This window comes from Shewanella frigidimarina (assembly GCF_003797125.1).
GTDB lineage: Bacteria > Pseudomonadota > Gammaproteobacteria > Enterobacterales > Shewanellaceae > Shewanella > Shewanella frigidimarina.
This window is the reverse complement of record NZ_RKKE01000002.1, coordinates 88,976-99,560: the sequence shown is the minus strand read 5'-3', so window position 1 is coordinate 99,560 and position 10,585 is coordinate 88,976. Positions and strand designations below refer to the sequence as shown.

Genomic DNA, 10,585 nt, shown 5'->3' with positions numbered 1-10,585 from the left:
TTACACTAAGATGGGTCGTTAGCTCAGTTGGTCTTGAAATAGAGACATTTGGCTTTTGTTCCAGTAAGAATATCAGTTCTTGCAAAACCAAGATGGGTCGTTAGCTCAGTTGGTCTTGAAATAGAGACAGTTGGCTTTTGTTCCAGAAAGAATATTAGTTCTTCCAAAACCAAGATGGGTCGTTAGCTCAGTTGGTAGAGCAGTTGGCTTTTAACCAATTGGTCGAAGGTTCGAATCCTTCACGACCCACCACTTTCTCTGTTTTTCCCTCACTATTATTTCTAAATCATCACAGAATACAATACTTATCATTGGCTAAAATAGCTCAGTATATTTTCAGATGTTTAAATCTCGATAGTTTGCTTTAATTTCAATAATAATTAGGTTTTGCAAAATCAAGATGGATCGTCAGCTCAGTTACTCTGTGTGAAATCAACTGCTGCCGTTGACTTTTGAGTCATTTTTCCAATGTTTGAACCTTTCATTACCCACTATTTTACTCCTTTAGTTATGTCCTCTAAGAATCCCTTTTATCAACGTTATATCTTATTATTACGTTACAAGATTTGAGTAGCGTTCGATGATTATATTCCAGCGAGCCTAAGATGTTATACAAAACCAATCCAGGTCGTAACTGGTCGATGTATTTTGTTATCAGCTTATTTAGCGTTTAATTTCTTATAAATCTTTAGTGTCCAAACTCATCAAGATCTACATTGTATTAAACAACATCTTGTTTTCGAAGTAGTCTATTTATTAGTTTTTGCTTGTCTACTTTTGTCTCATAGACCTATTGCTAATGTTATATGATTGTTAATTGGCTCATATTGCTCAAGATTAGAACAATATCAATAGGGAGATAATAATGAAAAAGCAAAAACTCAGTCTTTATGTTGCAGGTGCTTTATTGGCAATGAGCGGGGGAGCTCAGGCTGCTACAGATATGACTTTTGGTGGCTACATCAAAGCCGATGTGATGTTTAGTGATTATGGTAATGGGGCGCCAGATTCAGGTTCTCTATCTCGTCAGTTCTATGTGCCAGGAACGATTTATGGCACGACGGGAAATGGTAAGCAAGTAGTCGACTTTCAAGCTCGTGAATCGCGTTTTAATTTTAAGACTGTTACTGATCTTGAAGGGCATAAACTGACCGGTTTTATTGAACTGGATTTTATGACACATACAGATGGTAATGAACGTGTGTCTAATAGTTACTCTCCACGTATTCGCCATGCATTTGTAAGTTATGATAATTGGACAGTAGGACAAACGTGGACCACGTTCCAAAATCCTGGTGCTTTACCGGAAAACCTGGATTTTGTTGGTGCGGCAGAAGGCACACCGTTTGTTAGACAATCACTATTACGTTATACCAGTGGTAACTGGCAATTTTCGATTGAAAACCCTGAAACTACTGTGACGCCATTAGGCGGCGGTGGTCGAATTACCAGTGGCAGTGGCGTTGTTCCTGATTTTGTAGGGCGCTATAATTTTAGCGCTGCCAGTGGTTCTGCATTTTCAGTTGCGGCGATTGTAAGGCAATTAGATCTAGAGCAAGTCGTTGGTACCACAACGTATGATACTTCAGAGCTGGGTTATGGTGTCAGTTTTGCGGGGGTTATCCCTGTTGGTAAAGATGACCTCAAATTTACTGCCACTTACGGGGAAGGGCTAGGTCGTTATATGGCGCTAAATTATGCTAACGCTGGTGTGCTTGATACCAACGGTGAAATTCAAACGATTAAATCGTTTGGTGGTTTCGTCTCATATCGTCATTGGTGGTCAGAGCAATGGCGATCTAGTGTGACGCTTTCAGGTTTTAGCGCAGATAATGATGTAGCGCTTACCGGCGGTGCCGTTAATAAAGAGGCTTACTCTGGTTACGTTAACTTATTGTTCTCACCTTCAAAGCCACTGACTTTTGGAGTTGAGTTTATGCATGCCTTGAATGAACGTGAAGACGGTTCCGATGGCGACTTGAATCGGATTATGTTTTCGGCGAAATATGCTCTTTAGTATTTGAGTAGATAATAAAAAGGCAACCCATTAGGTTGCCTTTTTATCTTTATACTTACGAAGCTTAATTAAGTAAGTTGTTTTGACGAACATACGCTTCGAATTCGGTGCAACCACCAATAGGTTGTTCATCTACAAAAATTTGTGGAACAGTTTCTACCGTTTTACCCACACTTTTTGATAAATCCGCTTTAGTGATACCTTCGGCATGAATATCAATATATTTGAATTTGAAATCTTCACTCTGCGCCGCTAATTTTTCTGATAATTCAACAGCTCGAACACAATATGGGCAACCTGGGCGGCCAAAAATAACTACAAACATGGTGACTCCTGTTTAATGATATGGCCAATTTATACCATAAGTACTTTTCAAATCATAATTCAACGCAATTAATTTTGTTTTAACTCATATCGATTTTATATTTGCCTTGATAGTCAAAAAATGAATCAACTAAATCCCAGCGATGTTTGTTTTTTTTCAGTAATAATAAATCGGGTTTTCTGAATCGAATTTGATCCGTCAATACATCGGTTACTTTATTATATTGAGGATGCGGTATACCTGGAGTGCGGGTATGACTGAGAACAAATACCGCATAAAATGCTTTTCGTTGTGCTGGTGTGGCGAAGCTAAACATTCGCTTAAAATCATTACCTTCAATATCAATATATTGAATAAGCAACTTATTGTCTTGATCGCGCAACAACATTTGCTCACATTTAAATAAGTGATGATGCTGAGCGTTAAGTACTTGTTTTAGTCGCTTATCGGGATCAATTAAGGTTGATTGGCAGCTATGACAAATACGTGCCGCGATATCATTTTCCGCTCCACAGTCAGGGCATGACTTTGATCTAAATCTAAAGTCACACTGTTGCAGCTCATCGATTAACCCCTGACAGCGTCTGCCATAATGTTCAATAATATCGCCATCGCCATCTACTAGGCCCCAAAAAGTATTAGCAAATTGACATACAGGACAATGCACTTGTACTGGTACTGATTTGCTATTGGGTTTGGCTTGACCGACTTCCGGGTAAAATAAGTCATAACCATTAGCTGCATAATCAATGACTAAACAATCTGCTTTATTGGGGGCCAAGCGTAATCCTCGACCTATCATCTGTTGGAATAGGCTCACCGATGCGGTGGGGCGCAAAATTGCGATAAGGTCGACGTGAGGAGCATCGAAGCCTGTGGTTAATACGGCAACGTTAACAATGTATTTGAGACGTTGGGCTTTAAAGCGATTGATGATGTCATCACGTTCGCTATGTGGCGTTTGAGCGGTAATTAAGGCGGCATCGTCGTCTAATAGAGTCATTACTTCATTGGCATGTCTGACCGTAGCAGCAAAAATCAATACACCTTTTCGGAGTTCAGCAAGTTGTTTTACTTGTTTGATAATAGCTGTGGTTGCTCGTCCTTGATGATGTAATAAAGAATCGATTTCCATTTGTGGATATTCACCACTGTCATGTGCAACGAGCTCACTAAAATCATACTGTGCACTCAGTCCGTCAAAAATGGTTGGTTTGGTTAAGTAACCTTTTTTGATCAATGGTCGCATTGGAAGTTCAAAAATGCATTTTTCGAATACAGGTGTATCTGTATTACCTACTTTTCCATGATAATGGTGCCGGTAAATCCAGCCTAAACCTAAACGATAAGGCGTGGCAGTTAGCCCAAGCAGTTTAATGTCAGGATTACGCGCTTTAAGGTGCGTGAGCAGTTGTTGATATTGGCTAGTAGACTCATTACTGACTCGATGGCATTCATCAATGATCACTAATGAAAATGCTTGAGTGAATTTATCTAGGGCGCGAGCGGCTGATTGGACACTGGCTACCACGGTTTTGCCATTAGCCTTTTTTTGATTTAATCCTGCGGAATAGATGTTGGCCTCTTGAGTGAGTAAACCCACTTTTTCAGCATTTTGAGCGACTAATTCTTTTACATGGGTGAGCACTAGCACATTACCATTCGCGATACGTGCCAGTTCGGCAATCACAATACTTTTACCCGCACCGGTAGGTAGCACTAATACCGCCGATTGTTGGCTGTGCTTGAAGTGAGCTATAGCCGCGTCGACCGATTGCTGTTGATAGTCACGTAAGGTGATATTTACGGGGTGAGTAGATGAGTGTTTCACTTTACCGGTAGCGTTGTTCTGGTTTATATAAAGCTTAACATAGCCAATGATTGATAAACCATGATGTTTTAATTGAGTTGGATAAATCAATTGCTGATGGTTAAAGATGATAAATAGACAGGGATGGTATTTTTTGCGTGTTAAGCGCTGTTTTTTTATATCAGTTGGTGTAGATTCATCTATTGAATCAGATGATATTAATACTAATAAAAATGAAATTTATCACCATCAGGAAAACACATTATGAAATTTTTATCGTTAGCCGCTCTGTTAATGGTTAGCCATCTCGCCGTTGCCGAAGAAAGTCTGGTCATTGGTTTATCTATTGAAGAAACGGTTAAGCATTCAGACGATGCAACTGCATCGGCATCAAAAATTGAGATGGGACTAAATGAATCTGTGTCACTCAGTGTTGAAGGAGACTATGGCGTGACCATAGTATCGACAGCAAATAGTGATAATAAGGTTAATTTGTTGATAAGTTTACGCGATGAATCTAATGATGGTGCGGATCTATTAGGTGACAAAGCCATAACGATTAAAGTGGGTCAATCAACGAGCTACAAAATGACATTAAATGATCATTCATATAATGTCACTATTGATACTGCTTATGCTCCACAGCCTAAGGTTTCAGATAAGTAATAATGTTAAATAATGCTGGTTTTAGATAAAAAAAAGCCCCTCAATTGAGGGGCGAAAAGAGAAATTGGTCAGGATTTCTCAGGGTGGATAGAACATCACAAGTTGATTTTCATTACTCAGTTTTGTTTAAGCGAGACTCAATCAACGTATCAATCACTGCAGGATCTGCCAGAGTAGAAGAATCACCTAAGTTGGTTACTTCGTTAGCCGCAATTTTACGTAAGAATCGACGCATAATTTTGCCTGAACGCGTTTTAGGTAAACCACTTGCCCACTGGATAAGATCTGGTGTGGCAAGTGCACCAATTTCTTTACGAACCCATTGACGTAACTCTTGACGTAACTCTTCTGTCGGTTCAATGCCACGGGTTAGGGTGACGTATGCATAAATGCCTTGGCCTTTAATGTCATGTGGGTAACCCACAACGGCCGCTTCAGCAACGAGTTCATGCGACACTAGAGCGCTTTCCACTTCAGCCGTACCTAGGCGATGCCCAGAAACGTTGATGACATCATCGACACGACCAGTGATCCAATAATAGCCATCTTCATCACGACGTGCGCCATCACCGGTAAAATACATACCACGGAATGTTTTAAAATAAGTCAGCGCAAATCTATCATGGTCACCGTACACTGTTCGCATTTGGCCTGGCCACGAGTCAAGGATAACTAAGTTACCTTCACCAGTACCTTCAACAATATCACCCATGTTATCAACCAGTGCTGGTTGCACACCAAAAAATGGTCGAGTTGCAGAGCCAGGTTTGGTATCCGTTGCACCAGGTAATGGGCTGATCAGGATGCCGCCAGTTTCAGTTTGCCACCAAGTGTCGACAATAGGGCAGTTTTCATGACCGATTACCTCATGGTACCAACGCCAAGCCTCAGGGTTTATGGGTTCACCTACTGAACCCATAATGCGCAATGAGTCACCTTTATAGCTGCTAAATTGTTCTTTACCTTCAGCCATTAATGCACGAATTAATGTAGGAGCGGTATACAGGATATTGACCTTATGTCGGTCAATCATTTCACCTAATCGAGCTGGAGTAGGGTGATTAGGTACACCTTCATGAATTAATACCGTGGCGGCATTAGCAAAAGGTCCATATACCATATAGGAATGACCGGTAATCCAGCCTACATCGGCGGTACACCAATATACTTCGTCAGCTTTATAATCAAACACGTATTCGTGTGTCATCGAGGCATACACCATATAACCACCGGTAGTATGAAGCACACCTTTAGGATTACCTGTAGAGCCAGAGGTATAAAGCAAAAATAGTGGATCTTCGGCGTTCATTTCTGCTGGTTGGCAAAATTCTGAAGCCACTTCCATGAGTGAATGCCACCAAACGTCTCGACCTTCAACCCAATCGATGTCACCACCTGTGCGCTTAAATACAATAACTTTTTCGACGCAAGTAACATCAGGATTTGATATGGCTTCATCAATGCTGCGTTTTAAAGGGATTTTACGGCCACCACGAATACCTTCGTCGGCAGTAATTAAGACTTTTGATTTTCCATCAATTACCCTTGCTGCTATCGAGTCGGGTGAGAAGCCACCAAATACCACTGAATGAACTGCACCAATGCGAGCACAAGCCAACATAGCGACAGCCGCTTCAGGCACCATCGGCATGTAGATAGTGACGATATCGCCCTTATTAACCCCTTGGCTACGTAGCGCATTGGCAAACTTACACACTTGTGTGTGTAGCTCTGCGTAAGTTAATTTGCGTTGTTCGTTGGCGTCATCGCCTTCCCAAATAATGGCAAGCTTATCGCCGTGTTCTTCAAGGTGACGATCTAAACAATTGGCCGAAGCATTGAGCGTGCCATCATAAAACCAATTAATCGAAAGATTATGATCATCAAAAGACGTTTTCTTAATTTTGGTATAAGGTTTAATCCAATCAATACGTTTGCCGTGTTCTCTCCAGAAACCTTCTGGATTAATAATGGACTCCTGGTACATTTTCTTATATTGATCGTTATTAACCAGTGCGTTTTCTGCAATGTCACTAGGAACTTTGTAAAGAGACTGCGGGGTCATGGGGCTTCCCTTTCTAAAAATGGCGTGGTTAAAGTATCATCTGCAACGGGTTGTTTGCACTATTAGACCTTGGTCTAGTTTTAAAATATCCTTAATATTTAGTCTGTTGCACGTGTTAATATGGTAATGGTTGCTGCAGATTTGGTCGATTATTTATATCGATTCTCTTATGCAGGTTGTTTTCTGCTCAATACATGATGTTTTAGATGAAAATAAAACAGATTTTTAATAATAAAGTGATAGCGGACGTTTCATGAACTTAACCTTAATCGTTGCCGTGATTGCGGTATGTTATGTGTCATTGCTGTTTATTTTGGCATGGGGTGCCGAGCGGTGGTTTAGTAAAATAAATCAAAAAGCTCAAGTATGGATTTATGGGCTTAGCTTAGCTGTATATTGCTCATCATGGAGTTTTTTAGGCACAGTAGGTCAGTCTGCCAATGATTTATGGTCCTTTTTACCTATTTTTGTCGGCCCAATATTAGTGTTTACCCTTGGGTTTGGCATGCTACGAAAAATGGTTGTGGTGTCTAAAGCACAAAACATTACTTCAGTTGCCGACTTTATTGCTGCTCGTTATGGCAAGTCACAGTTATTAGCCGCTTTAGTGACGCTTATTGCATTGTTTGGCATCATGCCTTATATCGCGCTACAGCTTAAAGCAATGGTGTTTAGCCTTAACTTATTCCAACCTGACAATACCCCTTTGAGCCCAGTTGCAGTGCCATTATTAATCACCATGTTACTGGCCATCTTTGCCATTTTATTTGGTACGCGTAAATTAGATGCGACTGAACATAATCCTGGAATGATGGTCGCAATTGCGTTTGAGTCATTGGTTAAACTCGCTGCATTTATCTCAGTCGGTGTGGTGATTAGTTTTGGTGTTTTTGATGGCTTTGGCGATATTTGGCAGCAGGCATCGGATAAAGCATTAATCGAAAATAGTCACATTCGTTTAGAATCGTTTCTCCCTGAACTATTTGTTGGTATGGCAGCGTTTTTGTGTATGCCAAGGCAGTTCCATGTGATGGTGGTTGAATGTGGCGGCGAGCATATTTTAAAGAAATCACGTTGGATATTTCCAATTTATTTAGCCTTGTTTGGCATGTTTGTCGCGCCATTGGCATTAGCCGGTAAAATTATTCTGGGTGATTCGGTATCTGCTGATACTTATGTGATTAATTTACCTTTGGCACTAGACCAACCAATATTAGCGGTTGTAGCCTTGTTAGGTAGTTTGTCTGCGGCAACGGGGATGGTGATCGTGGCCGTAGTGACCATCAGTGTGATGGTCAGTAATGAGTGGTTGGTGCCATTTTTGCTGCGAACGGGGCAAATAAGAGAAAAGAACTTTAGCCAATTTTCTCAATTATTATTAAATGTCCGCCGTTTATCGATTGTGGTTATTCTAGGTTTTGGCTATTTAAGTTATTTACTGTTTACTGACAGTGACTCGCTTTCACATTTGGGAATGATGTCCTTTGGCGCATTTTCTCAACTAGCACCGGCATTAGTCGGTGGATTATATTGGAAGCACGGTAATCGAGCGGGTGTTTATCTTGGCCTAGCTGTCGGTTTTAGCTTGTGGTGTTTTATTTTACTTCAAGGTGCAGGCGAGGCTCGTTTACTCGGTAGTGAGTCTGGCTTACTCAATTCAATAACCCCCAATATTAGTGATACATTAATCGCTTTGTTAGCGAATATATTTTGTTATGTGTTGGGTTCTATTTGGTTTAGAGCGGGCGTTGCCGAACGTATTCAAGCAAGTAATTTTGTTAAACCTTGGTCATCTAAGAAAGATTCGAAGAAACGTCAAGGGCCTATTTCGCAACAAGATTTATTAATTTTAGCAAGCCGATTTGTGAGCCCAACTCGTGCTTATGAAAGCTTTAGTCGTTTTTCTGCCGATGCAGTTAAAAGTGACAGTTGGTACAAAGCTGCTCCAGAAGAATTAATTGCTCACACTGAACACATGCTGTCGGGTGTTTTAGGTGCATCAAGTGCATCATTAGTGATGGACTCTGTCCTACAAGGCCGCGATTTGGCGCTGGATGAAGTATTCAGTCTTGTAGATGAAGCATCCTCTAAAATTATTTTAAGTCAGGATATGCTGCGCGGTGCAATTGAACACGCTTATGAAGGTATGAGTGTGGTCGACAAAGACCTAAGCTTGGTTGCGTGGAATTATCGCTATGTTGAATTGTATCAATATCCTGAAGGCTTTTTACAACAAGGAATGCCTATTGCTGAAGTGGTGCGGTTTAATGCGTTGCGCGGCTTTTGTGGCTCGGGAGACATTGAAAACCAGGTAGCAGTGCGGGTACAGCATATGCGTAATGGCACTCCGCACACATCTGAGCGTGAACGCCAAGATGGTAAAGTGATTAAAATTCAAGGTAATCCAATGCCCGATGGTGGCTTTGTGATGACATTTACCGATATTACTCAATATCGTTTGCAAGAAAAAGCGTTACTGGAAGCCAACGAAACTCTAGAAAGTCGTGTGCAAGAACGAACCTATGAATTGGCGATGCTAAACAGTGAATTACTTGAAGCAAAAGCGCAAGAAGAGCTCGCTAATGCGTCTAAAACTCGATTTTTAGCCGCCGTCGGTCATGATCTAATGCAGCCATTAAATGCGGCAAGGTTATTTACGGCCTCATTATCGCAATATCCTAATCTAGATTTAGAAGCCCGCACCACGCTAACTCATGTAAACAGTTCGTTGAAAATAGCGGGAGAGTTATTGACCGATTTACTCGATATCTCAAAACTCGACTCTGGCATGGTGGACGTTAATCGTCGTGATTTTGCTATCGCAGAGGTGATTAACGGTTTATCGGTTGAATTTGACGCCATGGCCAGTGATAGCCAAATTTCGTTTTCAATGGTGCCTTCTAAAGCGACAGTTAACTCCGACCCTTCATTATTACGACGTATTTTGCAAAACTTCTTAACCAATGCATATCGATATGCCCGTGGTGGAAAAGTGTTATTTGGTTGCCGCCATCGAGGTGATTTTATCGAGATCCAAGTGTTAGATACTGGCTGTGGGATAAATGAGTTTGATATACAAGAAATTTTTAAAGAGTTTAAACGTCTTAATCATCCCAGTAGCCGTAATGTTGGCGGCTTGGGATTGGGATTGGCGATTGCCGATCGGATTAGTAAAGTACTTGATCATCAAATTCATGTAAGTTCAACTTTAGGTCATGGTTCTCTATTCTCTATATTCGTGCCATTAGGTGAAACGGTCAGCAAAATAAGTAGTAAACCTTTACCGACATTATTGCAGCCTTTAGCTGGCATTAAAGTCTTGTGTATTGATAATGAAGAAGCCATTCTCGCGGGGCTAGAGTCTTTGTTAAGTCGTTGGCAATGTGAAGTTATTTGTGCCAAAGACCTTGCCGATGCTCGAATTAAATTAGGGCTTAAAGGAGTCGCCCCAGACATTATGTTAGCTGATTATCATTTAGATGATGACCAAAATGGTATTGATGCGATGAATGGTATTCGCAGTCGTTATGGTGAGCATTTACCAGGGATATTAATTACTGCCAATACTAATAAAGATTTGATTGATGATGTTGAAAAACGTGGCTATCACTATATGGCAAAGATGGTAAAACCTGCCGCATTGCGTGCGTTAATTTCTAGTCTTGTTAAAAAGTAATTGAGTTATTTTAGCGTTGAGGACAA

The 10,585-nt window shown here is 40.8% G+C and carries 6 protein-coding genes and 1 tRNA gene; 4 read left to right on the top strand and 3 right to left on the bottom strand.

Features of this window, described 5'->3' with window-relative positions:
• Positions 1 to 176 precede the first annotated feature (176 nt).
• Positions 177 to 252 (top strand) — tRNA-Lys (locus tag EGC86_RS05470).
• Positions 253 to 865: 613 nt separating this feature from the next.
• Positions 866 to 2,017, top strand: a complete 1,152-nt coding sequence (locus EGC86_RS05465) for a DcaP family trimeric outer membrane transporter (protein ID WP_011636938.1) — start codon at positions 866 to 868, stop codon at positions 2,015 to 2,017.
• A gap of 64 nt (positions 2,018 to 2,081) precedes the next feature.
• On the opposite strand, the gene EGC86_RS05460 is transcribed toward EGC86_RS05465, so the two are convergent.
• Both EGC86_RS05460 and radD read right to left on the bottom strand, forming a co-directional pair.
• A complete protein-coding gene (locus EGC86_RS05460) occupies positions 2,082 to 2,342 on the bottom strand; it encodes a GrxA family glutaredoxin (protein WP_011636939.1) in 261 nt (86 codons plus the stop codon).
• A 79-nt stretch (positions 2,343 to 2,421) separates the two neighbouring features.
• Entirely contained in the window at positions 2,422 to 4,143 is a 1,722-nt protein-coding gene (gene radD, locus EGC86_RS05455) for a DNA repair helicase RadD (RefSeq protein WP_165872376.1), read from the bottom strand.
• Between the two features lie 273 nt (positions 4,144 to 4,416).
• Between radD and EGC86_RS05450 the strand changes: the two genes are divergently transcribed.
• Positions 4,417 to 4,818: a hypothetical protein gene (locus tag EGC86_RS05450; RefSeq protein WP_011636941.1), complete on the top strand. Its 402-nt coding sequence runs from the start codon at positions 4,417 to 4,419 to the stop codon at positions 4,816 to 4,818.
• A 112-nt stretch (positions 4,819 to 4,930) separates the two neighbouring features.
• Here the strand turns inward: EGC86_RS05450 and acs are convergent, their stop codons facing one another.
• Positions 4,931 to 6,883: an acetate--CoA ligase gene (acs, locus tag EGC86_RS05445; RefSeq protein WP_011636942.1), complete on the bottom strand. Its 1,953-nt coding sequence runs from the start codon at positions 6,881 to 6,883 to the stop codon at positions 4,931 to 4,933.
• Between the two features lie 253 nt (positions 6,884 to 7,136).
• On the opposite strand from acs, the gene EGC86_RS05440 reads away from it, so the two are divergent.
• Complete coding sequence (locus EGC86_RS05440; RefSeq protein WP_123776892.1) at positions 7,137 to 10,559, top strand: hybrid sensor histidine kinase/response regulator; 3,423 nt, start codon at positions 7,137 to 7,139, stop codon at positions 10,557 to 10,559.
• Positions 10,560 to 10,585 lie beyond the last annotated feature (26 nt).